At 68.2% G+C, this 22,843-nt stretch carries 22 protein-coding genes and 1 pseudogene; 15 read left to right on the top strand and 8 right to left on the bottom strand.

What is annotated here, in order from left to right; all coding sequences use genetic code 11:
* Positions 1-26: 26 nt before the first annotated feature.
* The 5 genes from MOQ72_RS08405 to MOQ72_RS08425 all read left to right on the top strand — a co-directional run bounded on the left by MOQ72_RS08405 (position 27) and on the right by MOQ72_RS08425 (position 6,297).
* Positions 27-1,604: an amidohydrolase gene (locus MOQ72_RS08405; protein WP_242181646.1), complete on the top strand. Its 1,578-nt coding sequence runs from the start codon at positions 27-29 to the stop codon at positions 1,602-1,604.
* Between the two features lie 28 nt (positions 1,605-1,632).
* Complete coding sequence (locus MOQ72_RS08410; protein ID WP_242181649.1) at positions 1,633-2,721, top strand: FecCD family ABC transporter permease; 1,089 nt, start codon at positions 1,633-1,635, stop codon at positions 2,719-2,721.
* Complete coding sequence (locus MOQ72_RS08415) at positions 2,718-3,767, top strand: FecCD family ABC transporter permease (RefSeq protein WP_308197855.1); 1,050 nt, start codon at positions 2,718-2,720, stop codon at positions 3,765-3,767. Before MOQ72_RS08410 ends, MOQ72_RS08415 begins: the two co-directional genes overlap by 4 nt.
* Positions 3,764-4,591, top strand: coding sequence for an ABC transporter ATP-binding protein (locus MOQ72_RS08420; protein WP_242181653.1), 828 nt, complete (start codon positions 3,764-3,766; stop codon positions 4,589-4,591). The genes MOQ72_RS08415 and MOQ72_RS08420 overlap by 4 nt, the downstream gene beginning before the upstream one ends.
* Positions 4,592-4,809: 218 nt before the next feature.
* Positions 4,810-6,297, top strand: a complete 1,488-nt coding sequence (locus MOQ72_RS08425) for a CehA/McbA family metallohydrolase domain-containing protein (RefSeq protein WP_242181655.1) — start codon at positions 4,810-4,812, stop codon at positions 6,295-6,297.
* Positions 6,298-6,381: 84 nt separating this feature from the next.
* Here MOQ72_RS08425 and MOQ72_RS08430 read toward each other — a convergent pair whose 3' ends face one another.
* Complete coding sequence (locus MOQ72_RS08430) at positions 6,382-7,332, bottom strand: bifunctional DNA primase/polymerase (RefSeq protein ID WP_242181658.1); 951 nt, start codon at positions 7,330-7,332, stop codon at positions 6,382-6,384.
* A gap of 495 nt (positions 7,333-7,827) precedes the next feature.
* On the opposite strand from MOQ72_RS08430, the gene MOQ72_RS08435 reads away from it, so the two are divergent.
* Positions 7,828-8,619, top strand: a complete 792-nt coding sequence (locus tag MOQ72_RS08435; protein ID WP_242181660.1) for an isocitrate lyase/PEP mutase family protein — start codon at positions 7,828-7,830, stop codon at positions 8,617-8,619.
* Between the two features lie 28 nt (positions 8,620-8,647).
* On the opposite strand, the gene MOQ72_RS08440 is transcribed toward MOQ72_RS08435, so the two are convergent.
* Positions 8,648-9,118, bottom strand: coding sequence for an MEKHLA domain-containing protein (locus tag MOQ72_RS08440; RefSeq protein WP_242181662.1), 471 nt, complete (start codon positions 9,116-9,118; stop codon positions 8,648-8,650).
* A 261-nt stretch (positions 9,119-9,379) separates the two neighbouring features.
* Between MOQ72_RS08440 and MOQ72_RS08445 the strand changes: the two genes are divergently transcribed.
* A complete protein-coding gene (locus MOQ72_RS08445) occupies positions 9,380-10,021 on the top strand; it encodes a VC0807 family protein (protein ID WP_242181664.1) in 642 nt (213 codons plus the stop codon).
* 36 nt (positions 10,022-10,057) lie between these two features.
* On the opposite strand, the gene MOQ72_RS08450 is transcribed toward MOQ72_RS08445, so the two are convergent.
* Together MOQ72_RS08450 and MOQ72_RS08455 are read right to left on the bottom strand one after the other, a co-directional pair.
* Positions 10,058-10,984, bottom strand: a complete 927-nt coding sequence (locus MOQ72_RS08450; RefSeq protein WP_242181666.1) for a ketopantoate reductase family protein — start codon at positions 10,982-10,984, stop codon at positions 10,058-10,060.
* Positions 10,985-11,184: 200 nt separating this feature from the next.
* Positions 11,185-11,685 (bottom strand): winged helix-turn-helix transcriptional regulator, encoded by a 501-nt coding sequence (locus tag MOQ72_RS08455; RefSeq protein WP_242181667.1) that lies wholly within the window; start codon positions 11,683-11,685, stop codon positions 11,185-11,187.
* A gap of 174 nt (positions 11,686-11,859) precedes the next feature.
* On the opposite strand from MOQ72_RS08455, the gene MOQ72_RS08460 reads away from it, so the two are divergent.
* Positions 11,860-12,315 (top strand): lipocalin-like domain-containing protein, encoded by a 456-nt coding sequence (locus MOQ72_RS08460; RefSeq protein ID WP_242181669.1) that lies wholly within the window; start codon positions 11,860-11,862, stop codon positions 12,313-12,315.
* A 7-nt stretch (positions 12,316-12,322) separates the two neighbouring features.
* Positions 12,323-12,835, top strand: a complete 513-nt coding sequence (locus MOQ72_RS08465; RefSeq protein ID WP_242181671.1) for a DUF302 domain-containing protein — start codon at positions 12,323-12,325, stop codon at positions 12,833-12,835.
* A 258-nt stretch (positions 12,836-13,093) separates the two neighbouring features.
* Here the strand turns inward: MOQ72_RS08465 and MOQ72_RS08470 are convergent, their stop codons facing one another.
* Positions 13,094-13,681, bottom strand: coding sequence for a TetR/AcrR family transcriptional regulator (locus MOQ72_RS08470; protein WP_242181673.1), 588 nt, complete (start codon positions 13,679-13,681; stop codon positions 13,094-13,096).
* 126 nt (positions 13,682-13,807) lie between these two features.
* Here MOQ72_RS08470 and MOQ72_RS08475 point away from each other — a divergent pair, with 126 nt between their 5' ends.
* Positions 13,808-14,842, top strand: coding sequence for an MBL fold metallo-hydrolase (locus MOQ72_RS08475; protein WP_242181675.1), 1,035 nt, complete (start codon positions 13,808-13,810; stop codon positions 14,840-14,842).
* Between the two features lie 37 nt (positions 14,843-14,879).
* Here MOQ72_RS08475 and MOQ72_RS08480 read toward each other — a convergent pair whose 3' ends face one another.
* The gene (locus MOQ72_RS08480) at positions 14,880-15,638 is read right to left on the bottom strand and encodes a methyltransferase domain-containing protein (RefSeq protein ID WP_242181677.1); all 759 of its coding nucleotides are present in this window, start codon (positions 15,636-15,638) and stop codon (positions 14,880-14,882) included.
* Positions 15,639-15,834: 196 nt separating this feature from the next.
* Between MOQ72_RS08480 and MOQ72_RS08485 the strand changes: the two genes are divergently transcribed.
* Both MOQ72_RS08485 and MOQ72_RS08490 read left to right on the top strand, forming a co-directional pair.
* Positions 15,835-16,488, top strand: a complete 654-nt coding sequence (locus MOQ72_RS08485; protein WP_242181679.1) for an MOSC domain-containing protein — start codon at positions 15,835-15,837, stop codon at positions 16,486-16,488.
* Between the two features lie 88 nt (positions 16,489-16,576).
* Positions 16,577-17,839, top strand: coding sequence for an MFS transporter (locus MOQ72_RS08490; RefSeq protein WP_242181681.1), 1,263 nt, complete (start codon positions 16,577-16,579; stop codon positions 17,837-17,839).
* Positions 17,840-17,846: 7 nt separating this feature from the next.
* Here MOQ72_RS08490 and MOQ72_RS08495 read toward each other — a convergent pair whose 3' ends face one another.
* Complete coding sequence (locus MOQ72_RS08495) at positions 17,847-18,737, bottom strand: alpha/beta fold hydrolase (protein WP_242181683.1); 891 nt, start codon at positions 18,735-18,737, stop codon at positions 17,847-17,849.
* Between the two features lie 406 nt (positions 18,738-19,143).
* Here MOQ72_RS08495 and MOQ72_RS08500 point away from each other — a divergent pair, with 406 nt between their 5' ends.
* Positions 19,144-19,533, top strand: coding sequence for an FAD-dependent oxidoreductase (locus MOQ72_RS08500; protein ID WP_242181685.1), 390 nt, complete (start codon positions 19,144-19,146; stop codon positions 19,531-19,533).
* Positions 19,530-20,081: an FAD-dependent oxidoreductase gene (locus tag MOQ72_RS08505; protein WP_242181687.1), complete on the top strand. Its 552-nt coding sequence runs from the start codon at positions 19,530-19,532 to the stop codon at positions 20,079-20,081. Before MOQ72_RS08500 ends, MOQ72_RS08505 begins: the two co-directional genes overlap by 4 nt.
* 59 nt (positions 20,082-20,140) lie before the next feature.
* Here MOQ72_RS08505 and mhpA read toward each other — a convergent pair whose 3' ends face one another.
* On the bottom strand, positions 20,141-21,682 hold the full coding sequence (mhpA, locus tag MOQ72_RS08510) for a bifunctional 3-(3-hydroxy-phenyl)propionate/3-hydroxycinnamic acid hydroxylase MhpA (protein WP_242181688.1): 1,542 nt from the start codon (positions 21,680-21,682) through the stop codon (positions 20,141-20,143).
* Between the two features lie 228 nt (positions 21,683-21,910).
* Between mhpA and MOQ72_RS08515 the strand changes: the two are divergent.
* Positions 21,911-22,468 (top strand): annotated as a pseudogene (locus MOQ72_RS08515) (sigma-70 family RNA polymerase sigma factor); the annotation flags it as partial.
* Between the last annotated feature and the right edge of the window lie 375 nt (positions 22,469-22,843).

A 22,843-nucleotide genomic window follows, 5' to 3' on the forward strand; every position in this document is an offset into this window, starting at 1 on the left:
ATCAGAGGTTAGGCTATCTTAAGTCGGTGCTCGATCTGCGACTGGTGAACGCGAAATTCGTGACGATGGACGCGGCGCGTCCGATCGCCCGGCAACTCGGCATCTGGCGCGGGCGCGTCGTGGGGCTCGACGACGCCGTCGCGGCGTTGCCCGCCCGCGAGGAGATCGATCTGCGCGGCGCGACAGTGCTGCCCGGATTCATCGATGCGCACGTCCATCTCGCGTGGGCCGGGCTGGGCGCGCGCAGCGCCCGCGTGACTCCGAGCGCCGGGGTCGACGCGGTGCTTGCGGTCATCCGCGAGGCGGCGGAGCAGAGCCCGCCTGGTGAGTGGGTCGATGTCGTCGGCTACGACCAGCGCCCGCTCGGCCGCCACCTCACCGCCGCCGAACTCGACACCGTCAGTGCTGGTCGCAAGGTGTTCGTCGGGCACGATTCCGGACATGCCTGCGTGGTCAACACCGCGGTGCTCGACCTGCTGCCCGCGGACGTGCCGCACGACAACGGCGTGCTCGTCGAGGCAGGCATGGCCGCGGTCCGACAACTGCGACAGCCCTACTCCGTCGAAGAACTCGTCAATGCGATCGAGCACGCGGCGGGCGTGTGCCGCTCGGAAGGCGTCACGGCATGCGCCGAAGCGGGCATCGGCGGCGGGCTGATCAGCCACAGCCCTGTTGAACTCGCCGCCTACCAACAAGCGCTCGAAGCCGGGCGGCTCCCGCTGCGAGTGCAACTCATGGTGGCCGCAGGCGCGTTGCGCCCTGCTGCCGCGCATCCCCACGACGACATCCCACGCGCTATCGACCTCGGTCTGCGCACCGGATTCGGCGGCGACCGGCTCTCGATCGGCGCGCTGAAGGTGTTCACCGACGGCGGCATGATGCCGCGCACGGCCGCACTCACGAAGCCGTACGAAGGTCTCGATCACGCCGGGCAGCTCTACGACGATCCGACGGACCTGGCGGACGTCATCGTCGACGGGCACCGCGCTGGCTGGCAGCTCGCCGTGCACGCCATCGGGGACCGGGCCGTCGACGTCGCGCTGGGCGCGCTGGAGCGGGCGCAGCAGGAGCACCCCAGGCCGGACGCCCGGCACCGCGTCGAGCACGCCGGTCTGGTCCGCCCCGACCAGCTCGCCGCGTTCGCCCGCGTCGGTGCCACGCCCGTCGTGCAGCCGAACTTCCTGTGGTACCTCGGCGACGACTACGCCGCGATCATGGGCCCGGACCGCGCGCCGTGGCTGTACCGGGGCAAGGGATTCCTCGATCACGGCGTGCGACTCGTCGGCAGTTCCGACCGGCCCGTGACCACCGGGGCACCGCTGCGGGGGATCCAGTTCATGGTCGAGCGGAAGTCCCGCAACGGCCTGGAGATCGGCCCTGATGAGCGCATCACCGTCGAAGCGGCCCTGCGCGCGTACACAGTGGACGCCGCGCGCGCCTGCCACTGGGAGCACGACCTCGGCTCGCTCAGCCCCGGCAAGTTCGCCGACCTGGTCGTGCTGGGTGACGACCCGCGGAGCGTGGACGTCTCACGGATCGGAGACATCGAGGTGATCGCCACGTTCGGGGCGGGCGATCTTCAGTTCCCCGGTGCATTCGGTTAGCCTCACCTTATGTCTCAGGGTCAGGTTGATGGCGTATGACCAGGTGGCGTCCGTGCTGACCGGTGCTACCGACGCGGCGCGTGCTGCCACCGGCACCGCTCCGCAATCGCCGCGGGCCCGTGTCCACACCGTGCGCGCGATCGGCCTGATCATCTCCGCCGGTGTGCTCGGCGTGATCTTCTTGCTCAGCATCTGGCTCGGCTCGAAGGACATCGCGTTCACCGCGACCTGGGACGTGCTCTGGCACAACGACGGCTCGCAAGACGCACTGATCATCCACGCGTATCGGATCCCGCGCACCCTGCTGGGCGTGCTCGTGGGTGCTGCCCTGGGCGTTTCCGGTGCGCTCATGCAGGCGCTCACCCGGAATGCGCTGGCCGACCCCGGCCTGCTCGGCGTGAACATGGGCGCGTCGACCGGTGTCGTCGCCGGGCTGACTGTTTTCGGTGTGTCCTCGGTGCTCGGTTACGTGTGGTTCGCCTTCGCCGGTGCAGCCCTGGCTGCGGTCGCCGTCTACGCACTCGGTTCGACCGGACGTGGTGTCGCCACGCCGGAGCGGTTGGTGCTCGCGGGTGCCGCGTTGACCGCCGTGCTGTACGCGATCGACACCGCCGCGCTGCTGATGGATCCCGAGGCGTTCGACGAGTTCCGGTTCTGGAACGTCGGGTCGCTGGCTGGCCGCTACTACGAAGTGCTGCTGCCCGTGCTGCCGTTCATCGTTGTGGGCCTCGCGATCGCACTGCTGCTCGCACGGCCGCTGAACGCGATGGCGATGGGGGAGGCGATGGGGCAGGCACTCGGCGTTCGCCCCGGACGCGTCCGGTTGCTTGGCGCTATCGCCGTGACGCTGCTGTGCGGTGCGGCGACCGCCGCAGCTGGTCCGGTCGCGTTCGTCGGGCTCGCGGTGCCGCACATCGCGAGGCTGATCGTGGGCCCGGACCAGCGCTGGGTGCTGGTGTACTCGCTGGTGCTGTCGCCGATCCTGCTCGTCGGCTCCGATGTCGTCGGCCGGATGATCGCGCCGCCGAGCGAGGTGCAGGTCGGGATCGTGACGGCGGCCATCGGGGTACCGGTGTTCGTCGCGCTGTGCAGGCAACGGAAACTGGTGGGCCTGTGACCATCGCTGGCTGGGTTCTGCGCTCCAGGCGGGAGAAACTGGCGCTGCGCGTCAACGGCCGCGCCACCGTCGCGTGCGCGGTGCTGCTCGTCGCGCTCGTGACAGTCATGGTCATCACGCTGACCACTGGTGATTTCCAACTCACGGTGCCGGAGGTGCTGCGGGCACTGGTCGGCCAGGCCGACGGGGGCGCCAACTTCGTCGTCAACACGCTGCGGATGCCGCGACTGCTGACCGCGTTGTTCGTCGGCGCCGCACTGGCGGTCAGCGGGGCGATTTTGCAGAGCCTGTCCGGGAATTCGTTGGGCAGTCCGGATGTCATCGGTTTCACGCACGGCTCGGCGACCGGCGCGCTGATCGTGATCATCGTGTTCGGCGGCGGCATGGTCCAGGTCGCCACCGGCGCGCTCGTCGGCGGCATCGTCGCCGCGCTGCTGATCTACCTGCTGGCATTCACCCGTGGTGTCCAGGGATTCCGGTTCCTGCTGGTGGGGATCGGCATCAGCGCCCTGGCGCTGGCCGTCAACTCCTACCTCATCACCCGCGCGAGTCCGCACGACGCGATCAGCGCCCAGGCGTGGCTGATCGGCAGCATCAACGGCCGCCGCTGGCAGGAGGCAACAGCGATCGGTCTCGCGCTAGCCGTGCTGCTGCCGCTGGGGCTGTGCTACGCGCGAAGGTTGGCTTTGCTGGAACTCGGCGACGACATGGCGAAAGCCCTCGGCGTAGGGGTGGAGCGCAGCCGGTTCGTGCTGATCGTGGTGAGCGTGGTGCTAGCGGCGGTCGCCACGGCCGTCGCGGGACCCGTCTGGTTCGTAGCCCTCGCGGCGCCGCAACTGGCCCGCAGGCTCACCCGCTCACCCGCACCCGGACTGCTCGCGTCGGCTTTGCTGGGCGGGCTGCTGCTCACCGCGGGCGATCTCGCGGTCCAGCGGCTTTTCCCCACCTCGCAACTGCCGGTCGGCACCGCGACCGGTTTCCTCGGTGGGCTCTACCTAATCTGGCTGCTGGCTTCGGAATGGCGCGGAAAGGGACGGTACGCATGACCCGGCTGTACGCCGACAACCTGACGCTGGCCTACGAGCAGCACACCGTCGCCACCGACCTGGGCGTGGCGATCCCGGACGGCTCGTTCACGGTGATCGTCGGCCCGAACGCGTGCGGCAAGTCGACGCTGCTCAAAGCCCTCGCGCGGATGCTCAAGCCGACCACCGGCGGGGTGTACCTCGACGGCGCGCTGATCTCCACCTACCGCTCGCGCGAGGTCGCCCGACGGCTCGGCCTGCTGCCGCAGTCGTCGATCGCGCCCGGCGGGATCACCGTCGGCGACCTGGTCGCCCGCGGCCGGTACCCGCACCAGAAACTGCTCCGCCAGTGGTCGTCCGAGGACGAAACCGTGGTCGCCGAGGCCATGCGGCTCACCGGGGTGCTCGACCTGTCCGGGCGCCTGGTCGACGAACTCTCGGGCGGACAGCGGCAGCGCGTGTGGTTGGCGATGGTGCTCGCCCAGCAGACGTCGATCCTGCTGCTGGACGAGCCGACGACGTTCCTCGACATCGCGCACCAGATCGAGGTGCTCGACCTGTGCGCCGACCTGAACGACCGCGGCGGACACACCCTCGTCGCCGTGCTGCACGACCTCAACCAGGCATGCCGCTACGCCACCCACCTGATCGTGATGCGACCCGGCGGCGAGATCGCCGCGCAAGGCGATCCGGCGCGGATCGTGACGGCCGAACTGGTGGCCGACGTCTTCGGCCTGCCGTGCCGCGTGATCGACGACCCGGAGACCGGCACACCGATGATCGTGCCCAAACGCCGCCCGCGCACCGCCACCGAAGCACCAGCGGTATCCGCCACCACCCCATAACGGCTCCGCCGACCACTCCATCCTATGTGGACGGTGCGTGATCTTTCGAGGTGAGGGGCACCCGTGACCCGGTTACTTGGTCACGGGTGCCCCTCACCCAGCCGCGCGAGCTGTTCGTTGCGCGGTCAACCGCCGTTCAGTCGCTGGCCATGAGGATCGACTGGGATTTGCACGCCCTTGTCGGAATCGTCCGATGAGGGGAGCAGAAGGGGATCTTCATGGCTGCGGACGAAGTGAGGGCTGCTCGCGTGAACCGGCGGCGGCTGCTCGCGGTCACCGGTGGTCTGGTAGGGGCGGTGGCGATCGGCGGGCTGCCCGGCGTCGCCCAGGCGTCGGTACCGCGGCTCGGCGGCGGTCGACGGGACTGGCTGCCGGGCGACCACCACGTGCACAGCGAGTTCAGCGTCGGCTACGACGAGTCGACCACTCCGCCCACGCCGATCATCGGCGGCGACGCCATCTACCCGCTGGCGGTCAACGCGGCCAACGCCCGCCGGTTCGGCCTGGCCTGGATCGTCTCCACCGACCACGGCGGCCCCAACCACGCCAAGCTGGACGCGGAACAGCGCTATCCGAGCCTGCTGGAAGCGCGCCGTTCGGTGCCCGAGGTGTTGCAGTTCTACGGCATGGAGCTGGACACCCCGGCGGCCGACCACTCAAGTCTGATCATCCCGAAGGTGGCCGCCGAGCGGGACATCCTGTTCAACCTGGAAAGCCGGTTCTCCAAGCGCGATCCCTTCCCGCCCGACCCGTCCTTCGACACCGAGGCGAAGATGATCGAGGCGCTGCACGAGATGCAGCGGTTGCGCGACAGGCCGGTGCTGTTCGCCAACCACCCCGCCCGGTCCGCTTCCGGCCTCGGCGTCTACGGGCAGGACACGCCCGCGGAGTTCCGCAACTGGAAGGATGCGGCCCCTGACGTGGTGTCCGGTTTCGAAGGAGCACCGGGACACCAGGCCGGTGCGCTGAACCCCGATGGCACGGTCGACCCGGCGGGCGAGCGAGGCGGTTACGGCAACTTCCCGACGATGGGCGGGTTCGACCAGATGACCGCGCGGCTCGGCGGTCTGTGGGACTCGCTGCTGGGGGAGGGGCGCCGCTGGTGGATAACGTCCACATCGGACTCCCACGTGCACTACACCGAAGGCGGATCGGACTTCTGGCCCGGCGAGTACTCCAAGACCTACGTCTTCGCGGACCGGAACTACGCCGATATCCTCGACGGGCTGCGTCGTGGCCGGATCTTCGTGACCATCGGCGACTTGATCGACCGACTCGACCTGACTGCTCGCCCAGCCGACGGCGGTGTGCCCGTCACCGTGGGCGAAACCCTGAACCTCCGCGGAAAGCGTCCGGACGTCGAGATCGAGATCCGGATCCGCGAGCCGCGCAATCCCAACGCGGCTGGGGATCGCCCGCATTTGCAGCGAGTGGACGTCATCACCGGACGCGTTACGGGCCCGGTCAGCGACCGCACGACGGACACGAATCCGACGACGCGGGTAGCGGAGCGGTACGGCCCGCGCGACTGGCGGGTGGAGAACGGCTGGATCGTCGTGCGGCACACGCTGCGAGTCGACGGTCCGATGTACGTGCGGGTGCGCGGAACGAACACCGATGAGCTCGAACCGCAACCCGACCCGCTGGGCTCGAACCCGTGGGAAGACCTGTGGTTCTACTCCAACCCGATCTTCATCAACCGCTGATCCACGTATTGGCGGAGGGGACCAGTTCACACCGGCAGGCCCCTCCGCTGCCGACCGCCTTCACATGCCTAGACTCGGGCGCGGTTACATTGGCCCGTTGTGGGCGGTGATTCGGCGGGGGTGGTTGATGCCCCATGCTAGTCCGTCTTCTACTGTGCGGACTGCTTCTACGTGGGTGAAGTCCTGGTGTCCTATGTGGATTTCCGCGGCGGCGAGGAGCTCGGTGCGGGCGGTGTGTTCGTCGAGTTCGCCGCCGCCGACGAGTCGGCCGAGCGTGTTTGCCGCGTGCAGCAGGGTGTTGCGTCGGGTTCCGGTGGTGGCGTGCGCGACTGCATCGGTTTCGCTGGCCACGATCGCTGCCACGTAGGCGCTTGCCCGTTTCGCGGGAAGTGCGCGTTCGACCGGTTCAGGTGGGGGTGGTGGGGTGAGCGCCGTGACCAGCCACTGCGGCAAGGGTGCTACCGGAAGATCTTGCACGACTTGGTAGCGGCCTTCGGGCCGGACGGAGCCCGCGGCGACGACGTAGCCGCCGACGCCGCGGGTGTCGATCCGCCAGCCCAGCTTGCCGACGGTGGAGCGCAGCACTGGATCTGCGGGTGCCCGGAAGTACAGGTGGCGGCCGCCGGTGGCGGTGGCCACGGTGTAGGTGTCTCCGGGGTAGGGCTGGTTCGCGGCGTCGGCCAGTCGGGCAAGGACGTCCTGGCCGCCGCGTGTGCCCGCCCATTGCGGGGGAGGGGTGTCACCGCGAGCGTCGTCGAGGTCGATCACCAGTAGCCCGGACGGCCCGGTGCTAATGCCTACGTTGTACGAGCGTGCCGTCCACCATTGGCGGATCTGTTCCGGGTTGCGGCTGGCGCGCTGCTCCCAGCCCTGGTGCACGGCGGAGCACACGCCGAGGCCGGGACAGCGGGATTCCCCGTGCAGGGCAGGGGCTTTTCCGTTCGGGCGCAGCGGAAAAACGAAGTAGCCATCGTGGGCGGCCGCCAACGCAACGCGCATCAAGCGCGTCCGCTCGGTCAACCTGGAGAGGCTCATCGCCATCGGAATCCTGATCAGGGATTCGGTCCGCTGCCTCCCAGGATATGGCCCACACCAGACGTGGTCCACCAGCGATTATCGCCAGCAGCGGCGTCAACTCACCGTCCGAACATGGAAGATCTGGCTGACGACGCTGCGACGCGCCACCTTTGCCACTTCACGGACCAGTCGTATGTGCTGGTCGGTAGCGACGAGGACGATCCGGAGATCCCTTTGGGAACGGTGGAGCCGTCGTTCGCGGTTGGGTATGGATTGGCCCGGTGCGGTTCGGGATTTTTGGCTCTACCACGTGGCCGCTCTGGTTCCTATCGTCCGGTGTGGTGCTGGACGTGGCGATTTCGCGTGAAATAGGCCATCCCGCCCCGCCGCTCGCCGTGGGGCCTGCGCGGTCATCGGATCTTCGGCGGCGGACTGGTCGCCTTGGCGGGGCTTTCTCGGCCGGTTGGCGAGCGGTGTGAGTCCTGGAGAACTGGATCGGAAAGAGACGCACGGATGACGAACGACAAGGCGCAACTGCTGCGGTCCTACCACCACGAAGGTCCGGTGCTGGTGCTGCCGAACGCGTGGGATGCGGCCAGCGCCGCAGTGATCGAGCAGGCCGGGGCGCGCGCGATCGCTACCACCAGCGCCGGGGTTGCGTGGTCGCTCGGGAAACCCGACGGCCAGCAGGTCTCGCGCGCGGAGATGATCGACGCGGTGCGGCGGGTGGTTTCCGCAGTGGATGTGCCGGTCACCGCCGACGTCGAGAGCGGGTACGGCGATGTTCGGGCGACCGTCGAGGAGGTGATCGCCGTCGGTGCCGTGGGCGTGAACCTGGAGGACGGTGCGGGGTTCGGCGGGCCACTGCGCGAAGTCGACGACCAGGTCGAGCTGCTCCGGACGGCGCGCAGCGCCGACCCGGACTTGGTGATCAACGCGCGCACGGACGTATTCCTGTACCGCCTGGGCGATGCTGCGGAAGTGATCAAGCGCGGTGTTGCCTATGCCGGAGCGGGCGCGGACTGCCTGTTCGTGCCCGGTCTGCTCGACCCGCAGGTTCTGCGCGAGATCGTCGACGCCGTTCCGGTGCCAGTCAGCGTCATGGCCGCGATGGGTGGTCCCACGGTGTCGGAGTTGGCGGCCGCCGGGGTGCGGCGGATCAGCGTCGGCGCAGGTCTAGCCGCAGCTGCTTTCGACTTCGCGCACACCATGGCTGCGCGCATCCTCGACGAGGGCGTGTTCCCCGAGGCGGGCACCACGGTTGGCTTCGTGCAGCTGAACCAATGGTTGTCCCGGAGCGCATGACGCATCGAGGATTCTCCGCGGGATGTGATCAGGCGTCGCGCCACCGGCGGAACAGCGCTGCCTGGCCGTGCTGGATCCCGTTGTCGTCGATGAGGTTCCACATGGTGACGTCTTGGATCCAGAACCGCCGTCCGGGCTTCGCGATGCGGATGCCGTTGTAGCCCTCGGCGAAGCCGTGTTCGTGCACGGCCGCGATGAGTTGGTCCCGGTCCTCTTGTCGATCCGGCTCTGTCGACAGGCGGGACGGCAGCCGCGTGAACTCCGCCCAGGAGTACTCGAAGCACTTCTGGGAGACGAGGTTCGCGTAGACGAAGACCGGGTCTGCGGCGGCGTCGTGGGCGAGCAGGCCGAATGGCGCGTCGCGGTAGAGCCATGCCGCGGGCTCTCGCGTCGACTCCGGCAGGAGTGGCTTGCCGACCAAGCGGTGGTAGCTGCTGGCCATCAGATCGGCGAAGGCAGGATCCAGAGCCAGGGATGTCGGGCGGTCGCCTGAGTTCATGTCCACGAGCGTAGGACGGATGCGGCCCGAGCCCACCGCGGGAGTCGTCAGCGTCATAACCGCCCTCCGCCGATAAGGTTCCGATCGTCCCTTGTAGCTATGCCAAGCGACCCCAAATAGGGTACTGTAGTATCTAAATTAGGGACGAGGGTTTCTTGCTGGAAGCTTGGGTGTTGATGACATGACGAACCACCATCCCACTGGCGCGGGCGCCAACCGTGGCGACACCACCGTCTTCTCCGCTGCGAGGAGTGAGCACCGATGAACCGATCGGCAACGCTCAAAGGGATCATCGCCGACATAGGCCTGCCTATCGTGGCGTATTGGGCGTGCCGCAGCGCTTTCGGCTTGAGCGAAGAGGTTTCGCTGGCTGTTGGTGGGGTCGTCGCGGTGGGTCGTGCTCTGTTCGTCGCCGTCGCGCGGCGTCGGTTCAACGGACTGGCCGCCTTCTTGGCCGCTGGCATGGTGGTGAGCCTGTTGCTGACGCTGGTCACCGGCAACCCGCGCCTGATGCTGGCCAAGGAGTCGGTCGATCTGGGCCTGCTCGGGCTCCTCGCGCTCGGTTCGTGCCTGGTGGGTCGCCCGCTGATGTACGCGCTCATGCGGCGGTTGAACGTCGCCGACGAGGCGAAACTGGCGCGGTGGGACCACCTCTGGCAGACGGCTCCGCCGTTCCGCCGGGTTTTCGTCACCCTGACCGCGGTCTGGGGGAGTGGCCTGCTCTTCGTTTCGATCGTCCGGATCCCGCTGATCTACTCCCTGTCGGTCGACGCCATGACGATCGTGTCCCCTGTGCTGCAGTGGGGCACGATCGCCGCGCTGATCGGCTGGTCCCGGCTGTACCGCAACCAGCGGAAGCGCAAGGCCGCTGTTGCGATGGCCGCACCCGGCCGTCGCGGATAGCGGTTCGGCCTGGTCGTGGTCCGCCAGCGGTGGTGGTCAGTTGTCCTTTGTGGACAGCAGGTGGTTGTGGACGCGAAGCGTCAGCGCGGCTGCTTCCAGTCGCGGGGTCGGCAGCCCGAAGTCGTGGGCGCGATGGATGAGATCGCCGAGGACGTTCTCGACCTCGGTCGGGCGTCCGGCCAGTAGTTCGCGAGACATCGACGAGGTGGTCGGCGCGCCAGCGGCCGTGACCACCGCGCGGGTCGCCTTGCGATCAGCTTCGCTCAGCGGATGCCCGGCGGCTTCGGCGACTGCGGCGGCTTCCGCGAACATCGCCTCGGCGAACTCCGCGCCGCCGGGTACGGCGACGGCGTCGCCGATGGTGGCGCGCGCGAGGCAGGTGACGGCCCCGATGCTCGCGATGAAGACCCACTTGCTCCACATCGCGTCGACGATGTCGGATCTGACCTCCACCGCGAACTCCGGTGCGGACAGCGCTTCGGCTGTCCGCGCGAGCCGTTGCGTGCGACTGCCGTCGAGCTCACCGATGTCGATTCGGCAGCCAGGGGCGAATTGGCGGATGTCGCCGTTCCCGTCGAGCTGCGTGACGACCTTCAGCACGCCGCCGAGCACCGCGTTCCCGAACCGCCGGGTGAGCGAGTCTAGGTGGGCCATGCCGTTGAGGAACGGCACGATCACCGTCTCCGGTCCGACCGCCGGAGCGAGGTCGGCCATGACCTTCTCCAGAGCTGTCGGCTTGACCGACAGGAGGATCAGCCCGGCTGGTCCGGTGATCTCAACGGCCGTGACCACGGACGGGGACACGATGTCGACGCTGTCGCCGTTGATGATGCGCAGTCCGCGTTCGCGCAGCAGCGCGGCGCGGGCGGGCCGCACCAGGAAATCAACATCGCGCCCGGCCTGTGCGAGCCGGGCGCCGACGAAACCGCCGACCGCGCCAACTCCGGCCACCAAGATCTTCATGCCGCTCCCCGCCTGGCTTTCACAATGAAAGTCATGCCCCGAGTTTAGGCTGCTAACTTTAATTTTGCAATCGATGCTGAACGTGCCCGCGTCGACTGGGTGCGTCTGTGGTGAATCATATTGGACAAACAGGAGTCAGGCTGGTGTACGGCGAAGCTCTTGTCGTGCAAGGAGAACTGGTCGGGTGCCGCGGCGGGGCATCAGCCTGCGGTGACCGCTGGCGCCAGGGGAGTCGGCTCCGCTGATTTCCACGGGCGCAGCCAGGCCAGGCTCTCCCGCTTGAGCACCTTTCGGCAGTGGGCGCAGCGGGTGCCCGAGCCCGCGGGTTTTCCGCAGGTCTGGTGGATGACCTGCATGGTGCCGTTCGGGTCGTCGGTGCGGGTGTGCGCGTGGCCCCACTCGGCGAGCGCGTGCAGCACGGGCAGGGTGTTGGCGCCCGCCTCGGTCAGCCGGTACTCCTGGCGGGTCCGACCTCCGTCCGCGCGGTACGGGACCTGGATGAGCAGGCCCGCGGCGAGGAGGCGCTTGAGGCGGACGGAGAGGATGTTGTCGGAGATGCCGATGGTGTTCCGGAACTCGTCATAGCGCGTGCAGCCGGTCATCGCCTGGCGCAGGATCAAGAGGGTCCACGGGTCGCCGAGCACGTCGACGGCGCGGCCGATCGGACACGGCACGCCTTCCCAACTGATTCGTATTGCCATGAATACCTCCGGGTTCTCCTGTCCCGTTGGAGGACTGCGGAAACAGCAGACCCTCCTCCTCCACCCTGACTTGCATTATGGGAGTTTGTTGCTAGGGTAACAGGAGCCTGACTTCTGATATGAAAGTCAAAATGGTGTCTCCAGGCCGCGCGGCTGTCCATCGAAGGGCGAGGGATGTTTGGGGACGATTTTTCGAAGTGGGACCTGATCGGGTCGTGGCGCCTGGTGACGTTCTACGCGAGGACGTGGGACGGGACACGGACGGTCTACCCGCTCGGACAGGACGCGACCGGATTCCTCATCTACGGGGCGGATGGGTACATGTCCACCCAGATCATGCGCGCCGCGCGGCCCGCGTACGAGGCGAACGGCCCGATCGAGGACAGCGACTGCGGGTCGGCGTTCGCCGCGAGCGGCTACCTCGCCTACTCCGGGCGTTACTGGGTCGACGGCAACTCGGTCGTCGGGCACGAAATCGAAGTGAGCCTTTTCCCCAACTGGCTGGGAACCACGGTGTCCCGCAACGCCGTGCTGAAGGGGCAACAACTGGAGCTGACCACCATCGAGCCGGTCCTGTTCGGCGATGAACAGCTGACCGGGGTCCTGGTGTGGGAACGCACCGGAATGTGAGGCGAACATGAGTGGAACGGAGAATGTTCACGAGGTTCGGCGGCTGGCGGTGCCGTTGCCCCTGCCGTACGCCGAGGCCGTGGCCAAGTTCGAGGAAATCGTTCCGGTGGTCGATGCGCCCCGGTTCATGGAGCTCTCTTCGTGGGCCGAGGTCGAGGCCCTCGCGGAGAAGGAGGCGCCGCTGGGGTTCATGCGGTACTGGACCGCGGACATCTCTGAGTTGATGGTCGGTGGCACGGCGTTGTGGGAGTGCTCGGAATACCTGATGGGCAACCACGTGATCGCCGAGCGCATGTACCGGTACGACCCGTCGGTGATGCTGCACGCCCCATTGCGCGTGGTGATCCGGGCCGACGACAGTGGTACGGCCGTGTTCGTCATCGATCAGCCCAGCACGCTTTTCGACAGTTACGAAAGACGGGAGATAGCTGAGGTCGGCCGGGAGCTGGATGCGAAAGTCGCCGCGGTGCTGCGGGCACTGGGCGCGGAGCCACCAGCCGTACTCGTCCACGACGAGTGAACTCCCGAGACTTGGGGAAGGATGCGGATCGCCGAGGGCTTCGACGATCCGCAGTGTCCGCAATGGACTAGTCCGGGGCAGTCCGGCAGAACGACGCGGTCACCGCGAACCTCGTTCCGGCCAACAAGGGGGCTGCGCTGTCGATCCTCAACCTGAACGCCGGTCTGTCCATGCTCGCCGGGCCGTTGATCGTGCCGTTTTCGCGACCACGATCGGTTACGTCGTCCCCGAGCGAACCGCCAAGACCGCGAACTGAAGCTACCGGGAGGCCAACAGGCGCTCGGCGATCGAGACGAGGAAGGCCCGGTGGTCGGCGCGGGCCTGGTCGGTTCCGGGGTCTTCGCCGAGGATCATCTCGCCCAGTTGCGGCACGTAGAGGGTCCACTCGGCCATCCCGATCAGGAGCAGCAGCACGCGGCGAGGATCGAGCCGGGCATCGATGTGGCCCTGGCGCTGCGCTTCAGCGATCGCGTCGACTTTGCCCTGGTAGGCGGCTGACCGCTGGGTGAAGCTGGGGGCCTGGCGCGGGGAAAGCGACAGCGCCTCCCACTGCACGAGGCGGACGAGTTCGGGATGGGCGGCGCAGTAGTCGAACAGTTCCCCGGCGAATTCGGGAATGCTTTCGCCACGCAGCTCAACGGCTTTGGCCAACCGGTCGAGGTGATCGGCGAGGACGATGCCGAACAACTGGCTCTTGTCGCCGAAGTGGTCGTAGATCGCGCGCTTGTTCGCTTCGGCCCGAGCCGCGATGCGGTCGATCCGGGCGCCATCGATGCCGTGCTCGGCGAACTCCGCCGTGGCGGCGGCGAGGATGCGCTTCTTGGTGGGGGTGGCGTCTCGGGGCATGGCTCGCGCCAGTCTGCCAGACCTGTTTCGAACGAACCAGTTCGTTTGATACGGTCCCGCTTCGAAACGATCAACGGCTCGTGATGTGCGATCAGCCGAGCCGGATGCTTCCTGGGAGGACCAACCATGTGCGCATCGTGTGACGCACCGGCCAATGAGCCGAATCGGCGGAGCGTGCTGCGCACGACGATGGCCGCCGGGGTCGCGGGTATCGCCGCGCTGACCGCCGGGTGCGCCCCGGCCGCACCTGCGGCGGCACCTGGTGGCCCCAGCGGGGTGCACTTGCGCTGGCTCGGGTTGGCGGGCTGGGAAATCACCTTCGACGGACACCACCTGCTCGTCGATCCGTACTTCACGCGCCAGCAGTACGCGGGCCCCGACGGCAAGATGGACGCGGACCGGCCGCTTGAGGTGAACGCCCGGATCATCGACTGGGTCCTGGACGAGCACCTGCGCACCGCGCCGGAGTTCATCCTGACCACCCACGGCCACTGGGACCACCTCGCCGACATCGCCCCGCTGCTGAACCACCCGCGGTGGAGGGACCAGCGGATCCGCGTCCTCGGCGGCGAGACGCACCTGAACCTGATCCGGGCGATGGACGCACCACCCTCGCGCGAGGCCGACCTGGTGCTGGTCACGGGCGGCGAAAACCTGCGCTATCCGCTCAGGAGTCCCGAACAACCCCGGCCCGCTTACACGATCGAGGTCTTCCGGAGCCTGCACAGCCAACTCGGCGGATACGGCTTCGCACCCGCCGGAACCCTGACCGCGCCACCGAAAACCCCGACCACTCTCGGTGAACTGGTCGAAGGCGGCACGCTCGGCTACCAGGTCACGGTCGGCGACCGGCTGCGCGTGATGTTCCTCAGCGGAACGGCCAACTTCGCCGAGCGCGAGGTCGCCGGGGCGACGCCGGACGTGCTCGTCCTCGGTGCCAGCGGCAATGCGGCGGTGCACGACTACTTCGAGCGCGTGCTGGCAACACTCGGTTGGCCCAGGGTCGTCATCCCCAGCCACCACGACGACATGGTGACCCAGCTCGACAGACCCGAAGTGCACGACACCGTCAACCGGGAGATCGTCGCGACCCTGCAGGAGGTCCTGGGCGACCGCGGCCGCGTCCTTGACCCCCGCCATCTCCAACATTTCGAGCTCTGATCCGGCTCATCGACCGTCGTCGCCGTCGACCAGGAGATCAGGTGGGTTTGCGCGCCTCGATCAGCGTGCGAGTCGAGTGCGCGACGAACACGCCGTCGTGCTCGATCTGCTCGTGCAGGTCGCGCAGCCGATCGCGATAGGCGTCCACCGCGAAGTCGGGCACCGTCCAGATCACCTTGCGCAGGAAGAAGATCACCGCGCCCACATCGAAGAACTCGGCGCGCAGTCGTGCCCGGCGCACGTCCACGATCCGCAGACCCGCGGCACGCGCCTCCGCGATCTCCTGGTCCGGATCGCGTTTGTCGCGCGCTCGCCGCTGCGGCCCGAGGAAGTATTCCGCGAGTTTCGACATGGTGCCCGGACCCACGTGCTGGGCGAAGTACGTTCCGCCCGGCCGCAGCACCCGCGCGATCTCGCCCCACCGCGGGGTGACCGGATGTCGGCTGGTCACCAGGTCGAACGCCGACCCGGCGAACGGCAGCGGCGGTTCATCGGAACTCGCCACGACCACGACGCCGCGCGGGTGCAGCAGCTTCGTCGCCGCGACCACGTTGGGCGGCCATGATTCGGTGGCCACCATCACCGGCGGGAACCGCTGCGCCTCGGCCAGCACCTCCCCGCCACCGGTCTGAACATCCAGCGCCGCCGACGCCCGAGCCAAGCGCTGGCCCATCAACCGCTGATAGCCCCAGGGTGGCCGCTGCTCGGTCGCGCGCCCATCCAGCCACGAGAAATCCCAGCCCTCCACCGGGGCCGCCGCTGCTTCACCCACCAACTCCTCGAACGAACGGGACATGCTCCGATCGTCCCAGCGCGCGCCACCGAATTGTGGTGCCGCAACTCCTGGGCGACCGCAGCCACGACGAGATGGTGACCCACCCCGATCCCGCCATCAGACCGCACCTGGTCGGAATTTGCCGCGCGGATGATGCTGTTCTGGTCGGTTCGAAAAGGAGTTGAGGCTCGACGGTCGCGAGCCATACCGTCGTGCCGTGCTGGTCGAATCGGTGAACATCGGCATTGCCCGTCCTGTTGCGGCCAAGTCCGGGTACACCGGGATCGACAAGCGGCCCATCGATGGTGCTGTCCTCGTCCGAGCTCCTGGGCCGAAGGGCTGTGGAAGTGGTTTGGTCGGGGACCAGATCTGCGACAACAAGAACCACGGTGGCGACGATCAAGCCGTCTACGCCTACGCGCGGGAAGATTTGGACCGGTGGCAGGACGAGGCGGGACGTTCGATGCCCTCCGGTACCTTCGGCGAGAACTTGACCACCAGCGGTGTGGACGTCAACCACGCCATCATCGGTGAGCGGTGGCGCATCGGTGCGGAACTGCTCCTGCAAGTGACCACACCGAGGATTCCGTGCCGCACGTTCGCCGCGTGGCTGGGGCTTCGCGGTTGGGTCAGGACGTTCACGAGGAGAGCTCTTCCCGGCGCTTATTTCCGCGTCGTGGAACCCGGACACGTGCGACGCGGAGATCAGATCGTGGTGGCGCACCGTCCCGGTCATGGCCTTGACGTCGAAACGGTCTTCCGCGCGTTTACGACATCGCCTGAGCTGTTGCCGGAGCTCGTTGATGTCGAGGAACTTCCTGCGGAAGGCCGGGAACTCGCTCGTCGGAGGGTGTGCTTCGACCTGGATTAACGGGCATGCGCGGCCGATCTCGTGGAAGTGCTGGGGAGGCGCGGGAATTCGGTTGACTTCGATCACGGCACCAGGCCACGGTGGAGCGATGCGCGACCGGCCAGCAGCTCCGTGGTCGGGCGGAAGCGGGATCGCGTTGGCCAGGCACCGGGACTTCCGGCTGTTCCTCGGTTCGCACCTGTTCAACGACACCGGCGCAGCCGCCACGCAGGTCGTCCTCCCGCTCACCGCAGTGCTCGTGCTGGAAGCCTCGGCCTGGGAGGTCGGCCTGCTGCAAGCCGCCAACCACGCCGCTTACCTCGTGCTGGGGTTGCCCGCTGGGGCGTGGGTGGAGCGGATGCGCCCGCGCCGGGTGATGCTCAGCGCCGACCTGGTGCGCCTCGCGGCGTTGCTGTCGCTGCCGGTGGCATGGGCAGGTGGGCTGCTGTCGCTGCCGCTGATCTGCATCGTCGCGCTGCTGCTGGGCACCGCGCAGTTGTTCGGTGACATCGCTGATCACACCTACCTCCCGCAGCTGACCGGTGGTGGCAGGCTCATCGAGGGCAACAGCGGCCTGCAACTGGTCCGCTCCGGCGCCGAGTTGGGTGGTCCAGGGCTGGGCGGGCTCTGCGTCCAGTGGCTCGGAGCCCAAGCTGCGGTGGTGGCGAACGCCGCTGCCTCGGCGATCTCCGCCGTGCTGCTGTGGCGGATTGCGACCCCAGATGCCGAACCGGCCTCGTCATCGGGTGGTTTGGCCACGCAGATCGGGCAGGGCATCCGATTCCTGTTGCGCCATCGAGTGTTGCGGGGGCTCGCGCTCTCGGCCAGTCTCAACAACCTCGTCTTCTCCGCGATCTTCGCGCTTGAGGTCGTCTTCCTGACCACGGTGGTCGGTTTGTCGTCGGGAACCGTTGGACTCCTGCTGACTTCCGGTGCGGTCGGCGCGCTGGTCGGCGCCAGGGCAGCCCCGAGGCTCGGCCGCGTCTTCGGGGGCGCCCGAGCAGCGCTGCTCGCGGTACCCGTCGCGGCGCCGTTCGCGCTGCTGATTCCGCTGACCGGCAGCGGATGGTGGGTGGTGCCCTTCGTGCTGGGCAACGTCGCGATCGGCGCTGGTGTCACGGTTTTCAACATCATGCAGGTCAGCTACCGCCAGCGCGCGTGTCCTCCGCACCTGCTCAGCCGGATGTCGGCGATGTTCCGCTTCGCGGTGTGGGGAGTCGCGCCGCTGGGCGCGTTGTTGGGCGGTGCGCTGGCCCAGCAGCTAGGCGTGCGGACGGCTTTGTGGTTGCTGGCAACGACTTTGCTCGTGATCTCGCCGGTGCTGCTGCTGTCGCCGCTGCGGCGGATGCGCCACCTCGACGACTGCAAGTGAGCAGTCCTCATGCCTGGTTGGCGAAGAACGTGCGCAGGAGGGCAGCGGTCTGCTCCGGCTGCTCCTCCGGCACGTAGTGGTCGCACGGCAGGGCGGAGCCGCGCAGGTCGCTGGCGTAGTCGCGCCAGGCGGCGAGCACGTCGTAGTTGCGGCCCACGAAGCTGTGCTCGCCCCACAGCGCGAGCACTGGGCATTCGATCGCGCGATCGGCGTCGGCGTTGTCGTGTTCGAGGTCGATCGTCGCGGCGGCGCGGTAGTCGGCGCAGGACGCGGCGATGGCGTCCGGATCGGCGAAGCAGCGGACGTACTCCGCCATCGCGCCCGAATCGAACGGCGTGCCGCCGTGATGCCGTGCGCTCATCCGCGCCGTGATCCAGAACTCGGGGTCCGCGCCGATGAGTCGTTCCGGAATCCCGCCACCGGCGGCGAGGAAGAACCAGTGGTAGTACCCGAGGCCGAACTCCTTGTCCGCGTGGGCGAAGGCGTAGCGGGTCGGCACGATGTCCAGCACGGCGAGCGCGATGACGTGCTCGGCCGCGTCCAGCGCCAGGCGGTGGCCGACCCGCCCGCCGCGGTCGTGCCCGGCCACGCTGAACCGGTCGAACCCGAGTTCTCGCATGACGAGCAGCTGGTCACGGGCCATCGCGCGCTTCGAGTATTCGTGGTCGCCGGGACCGGGTCGAGGTTTGTCGCTGTCGCCGTACCCGCGCAGATCGGCGAGGACGACGGTGTGGTCGGCGGCGAGTTCCGGCGCCACGTGGTGCCAGATCAGGTGGGTCTGCGGGTAGCCGTGCAGCAGCAGGACGGGTGGTCCGTCGCCGCCGACCGCGCAATTGATGCGCACGCCGTCGGCATCGATGCTGTGGTAGGTGAACGTGCTCGGCAGTGGGATGCTCATCGGAAGTCCTCAGTTGTCGCGGACGCGGGTGGTCAGCTCGGCACCGATCTGGACGAGCAGCCGCCTGCTCAGCTCGGGATCGGCCGCGCATCTCGGGGCGCGGTCGGTAAGACCGTAGACGGCGGAGAATCCCGCCGCAGACCATTGATCGGCGTTGCCAGCGGAATTGGCCTGCGAGCGGCGTGGGGGTGGGGGGGGGGGGGGGGGGGGCGCGCGCCCCCCCCCCCCCCGCCCCCCCCCCCCCGCGCCCCCCCACGACCCTGATGTGACCTGCGTCCCACCGGGGTTCGGGTTGTTACGTTTCGTCCAACCCGCCAAGTCAGACCTGCATGCACCGAGTTCAGCAGTTGGTCAGCATCGCGATTTCAGCGGGCGGGTTCTGGATTCAGCACGAAGGGGGAGCGCGATGAGTCACCACGTGGTTGTGATCGGCGCGGGTTATGCGGGCCTGATGGCGGCGAAGCGCACCGCCCGACAAGTCCGCCCCGAGCTGGTTCGGGTGACCCTGGTCAACGGTCGGGATCGGTTCGTCGAACGGGTTCGGCTCCACCAGGTCGCCTCGGGTCAGCGGCTGCGCATGCGTCCGCTCGCCGAATTGGTGGCTGGCACAGGTATCGAGGTCGTGGTCGGCGTGGTGCGCGAACTCGATCGAGAGGCGAAGCAGGTTCGAATCCAGCGAGAAGGTCCACTTCGGACACTTGGCTACGACACGCTGGTCTACGCGTTGGGCAGCGCGCCGCGCATACGTCTACCGGGCTCTTTCCCCGCCTCGGCGTGCAGATCCGGGAGAACGTGAAGGTCGCAGAGGTCTCCGGCGGCGGTTTGAGCCTTGTCGACGGTACGTTCCTCGCTGCTGACGCCGTGATCTGGAACGCCGGATTCACGGTTCCCGAGCTGGCTCGCAACTCGCTGCTGGCGGTGGACGCGAGCGGCCGCATCGTCGTCGATAACACACAGCGCTCGGTCTCGGACCCGGCTGTGTACGCGGTCGGTGACGCCGCCACGGTGCCCGGTCCGGGCGGACGGGAACTGCGCATGGCCTGCGCGACCGGAACGCCGATGGCCGTGACGGCGGCAGACGCCATCGTCGCTCGCCTGACCGGCCGGACGCCGCGGAAGCACAAGTTCCAGTACATGGCGCAGAACGTGAGCCTGGGCCGCCGTGACGGCCTGTTCCAGTTCGTGCGCGCCGACGACACCTCGCGCTCGATCATCTTCACCGGACGACCTGCGGCCTGGGTGAAAGAGCGGATAGTCCGGTACGCGGCCATGCGGTCCCAACGGCTCAACGGCCCGTATCCTCGCGTTCGCCGACGCGAACCGGCGCACCTGCACTCCGACTGACCTGTCCCGTACCAACCGCCCCAGCAGGGCGGTCGGAGGCTCGGGTGCGAAGACAGGCTTCAGGGTTCCGTTCCCGGCTGGGCCAGGTGCGTGCCGCTGAAGTCGGGTAGGGCGGTGCACACTGCCTGGAGTTCGCGGCCGGTGCGCAGGACTGTTCCGTCTGGTCGGACGATCGCCGCGCGGGCACGGCCGCCCCGCAGCCAGCGATGCAGGGTGGTACCCGAGCGGGCGACCAGGAGTACGGCGCCGCGCCGGGTGATCTCGGCGCGTTGGGTCTCCTCCGGTTGGTCGCAGGTGACGACCGCGAACCGGCTCGCGGCCACGTCGTCGAACCGGCGACCGTCTTCGAGGACCGCGTTGGGGCACAGGGTGCCGTCGAGCGCGCGGCCGAAGCGAGGGCGCGCGACGAGCTCGGAGCGGTGCAGTGCCGGGGTTTCGCTGTTGAGGATCTGGTCCTTGAGGCCCGGCAGGAGGTGCAGGCGCGGAGCCACCACCCGGCGAATGGCGTTGCCGATCTTGCCGCCTTCCGTCATCACGGTCCCGACGAGTTTCGCTCGGCGGATCATGGCCAGGGCATGGGGCTTGCGTTCGACCTGATAGGTGTCGAGCGCGGTTGGCGGCAGGGCGCCGTCGAGGACGCCCGCGAGCTTCCAGGCGAGGTTCGCGGCATCGCGCAGGCCAGCGCCGAGGCCCTGGCCGATGAACGGCGGGGTGAGGTGGGCGGCGTCGCCCAGCAGGAAGATCCGGCGATCTCGCCACTGCTCGGCGATCTGCGCGCCGAAGGTGTACTCGGCCACCCGCACGATCTCCAGTTCCGTCTGGGGTATCGCCTTGGTCCAGGGCGAGAGCAGGGGATGCAGGGTGGCGATGTCGCGGTAGTCGTCGGCGTTCTCGTGCGGCGCGAGCCGGAATTCCCAGCGGTAGCGGGTTTTCCCGATGCGCATGTAGGTCGCGGCGCGGAGCGGGTCGCAGACCTGGTGGACGCCTTCCCATTCGGCGAGGTCGGCGCCGGTGGCCACGTCGACCACGAGCCACCGCTGCGCGAAGTCGAGGTCCCGCACAGTGGTCTCGATGGACGCCCTGACCAGGCTGTTGGCTCCGTCGCAGCCGAGCACGTACTCGGCTGCGACCGTTTCGCGCGCACCCGTGCTGCGGTCCGCGCAGTCAACGAGCACCTGCCCGCTGTCCTGCGCAACAGCGGTGACTTCCGTGTTCCCGCGCAACGTGGCGGTGGCGAAGCGCTTGAGGTTGGCACGCAGGACGGTCTCCAGTTGCTGCTGGTCGAACATGTTGGCCTCGGGGTAGCCGTGCTTGCCGCGTGTCGCGTCGCGGGCGAACTCGGCGAGCACCCGCATTTCCGGGGTGATCAGCCGAAGTCCCCGGCACGGCCAGGAGATCGCGGCGAACTCGTCGCGGACGCCGAGGCGGGCGAGGATGCGGTAGACCTCGTCGTCGAGGTGGACCGCGCGGGGTTGGGGGTAGATCGACTCCCACCGGTCGAGCACCACGCAACCGAACCCGCGCTGGGCCAGCAGCGTCGCGGCGGTGAGTCCGGTGGGACCGGCACCGACGATGACCACCGGGAGTGGCCTCGCGGTCATGGGGCGCCCACCACACGCGATGCGATGGCGTACCGGACCGGCGCCGCCTCGACCGTTTCGGCCAGGGCGTCGCAGGCAGTTCGCAGCAGGTGCTCGGTCAGCGGGTCCACCTCACGATTGTGCGCTGCCTGCCCAGTTCGATCGCGCCGTCGGTCGCCCGATGGGGCCAGATCGGCCACGCGCGTCACCCGCGTGCGGCCGGACCACGTCGGCCCGTTCTCGATCTTGATGTGGTCAACAGGTCCTCCGCTCAGCGCTGGAGCTGGCAGGCTTGCTGGCGTGGACCCGCAGGAGCTGGCGCAGTTCGAGACCTACCGAGCGCGCATGTTCGGCTTGGCCTATCGGATGTTGGGCGAGGCGTCTGAAGCAGAAGACGTCGTCCAGGACGCCTACCTGCGCTGGCGGGAAGGTCGGGACATCGCCACTCCAGCCGCGTGGCTGACCACGGTGGTCACCAACCTGTGCCTGACGCGCCTCTCGTCCGCGCGCGCCCGCCGCGAGCGCTACGTGGGGCCCTGGCTACCCGAACCGGTGCTCACCGGTCCGGGGCACGAGCTCGCTCCAGAAGAGGCTGCGGAGCAGCGGGACTCGCTGTCGTTGGGCTTGCTGGTGCTGCTGGAACGGCTCACGCCGCCGGAACGAGCCGCCTTCGTGCTCCGCTCGGCGTTCGACTACAGCCACCGGGAAATCGCCGAGGCCCTCGGCATCGACGAAGCGAACGCCCGCCAGCTCTACAGCCGGGCGCGAGCGCGTGTCGGCGATCGTCGCCGTCGGTTCACCGCAAGTGCCGAGCAGCGTGGAACAGGGATCGCCAGCTGGACCACATGATGTCGGGGATTCCGAGGTCGAGAGGGCACCTGCGGTACCGCTGCCCGCACCGCCAACCAAGTCAATCCGCGCACCCGCGAGTTTCGCCAGACATAGGCACGTTTTCTGTCGAGCATGCGGCCACTGCGATCAACAGTGTCGGTCAGGGTTATCCGTCACTGCCGTCAAAAGCAGGGCGCAGGTTGGTGTTGCCGACGCGGTAACTGTTCGTCAGTGGACTGGATAGTGCAGCTCGTACCGCCGGGGCATTCACGACTACTCTCCCGGCGCCGCAGCGGCCCTGCACCTCGCCTGGACCCACCGAAAATTTCTGATCACCTAGTGCACACCACC

The sequence above is a fragment of the Saccharopolyspora soli genome (assembly GCF_022678645.1).
GTDB lineage: Bacteria > Actinomycetota > Actinomycetes > Mycobacteriales > Pseudonocardiaceae > Saccharopolyspora > Saccharopolyspora soli.